The organism is Emticicia sp. 17c (assembly GCF_037153985.1).
Taxonomy (GTDB): domain Bacteria; phylum Bacteroidota; class Bacteroidia; order Cytophagales; family Spirosomataceae; genus Emticicia.
This window is the reverse complement of record NZ_JBBAYI010000053.1, coordinates 1-1070: the sequence shown is the minus strand read 5'-3', so window position 1 is coordinate 1070 and position 1070 is coordinate 1. Positions and strand designations below refer to the sequence as shown.

Genomic DNA, 1070 nt, shown 5'->3' with positions numbered 1-1070 from the left:
ACATAACTCTGTCTTACTGCTTGTGAGTTGTGGGGTACTTGGTGTGCTTCCTGACTTGATTACTATGCTTGCACTACTTGTACCACAAGTTGTGATACATTGTACACTGTAACTTCCTGCTCCAGTCACTGTTAAAGTGCTGCCAGTGCTGCCATTCTCCCACTTCAAGCTGCCATTACAGCCACTTGCTGTTAATATCGCTGTCTCTGTTCCACATAACTCTGTCTTACTGCTTGTGAGTTGTGGGGTACTTGGTGTGCTTCCTGACTTGATTACTATGCTTGCACTACTTGTACCACAAGTTGTGATACATTGTACACTGTAACTTCCTGCTCCAGTCACTGTTAAAGTGCTGCCAGTGCTGCCATTCTCCCACTTCAAGCTGCCATTACAGCCACTCGCTGTCAATATCGCTGTCTCTGTTCCACATAACTCTGTCTTACTGCTTGTGAGTTGTGGGGTACTTGGCGTGCTTCCTGACTTGATTACAATACTTGCACTGCTTGTGCCACAAGTAGTGATACATTGTACACTGTAACTTCCTGCTCCAGTCACTGTTAAAGTACTGCCAGTGCTGCCATTCTCCCACTTCAAGCTGCCATTACAGCCACTTGCTGTCAATATCGCTGTCGCTGTGCCACATAGCTCTGTTTTAGTGCTTGTAATTTGTGGAGTACTTGGTGTGATTCCTGACTTGATTACTATGCTTGCACTACTTGTACCACAAGTTGTGATACATTGTACACTGTAACTTCCTGCTCCAGTCACTGTTAAAGTGCTGCCGGTGCTGCCATTCTCCCACTTCAAGCTGCCATTACATCCACTTGCTGTCAATATCGCTGTCGCTGTGCCACATAACTCTGTTTTAGTGCTTGTGAGTTGTGGAGTACTTGGTGTGCTTCCTGACTTGATTACTATGCTTGCACTACTTGTACCACAAGTTGTGATACATTGTACACTGTAACTTCCTGCTCCAGTCACTGTTAAAGTGCTGCCGGTGCTGCCATTCTCCCACTTCAAGCTGCCATTACATCCACTTGCTGTCAATATCGCTGTCGCTGTGCCACATA

General features: G+C 46.0%; 1 pseudogene. It reads right to left on the bottom strand.

What is annotated here, in order from left to right:
• Nucleotides 1-1070, bottom strand: a pseudogene (locus WAA15_RS24420) (hypothetical protein); the annotation flags it as partial.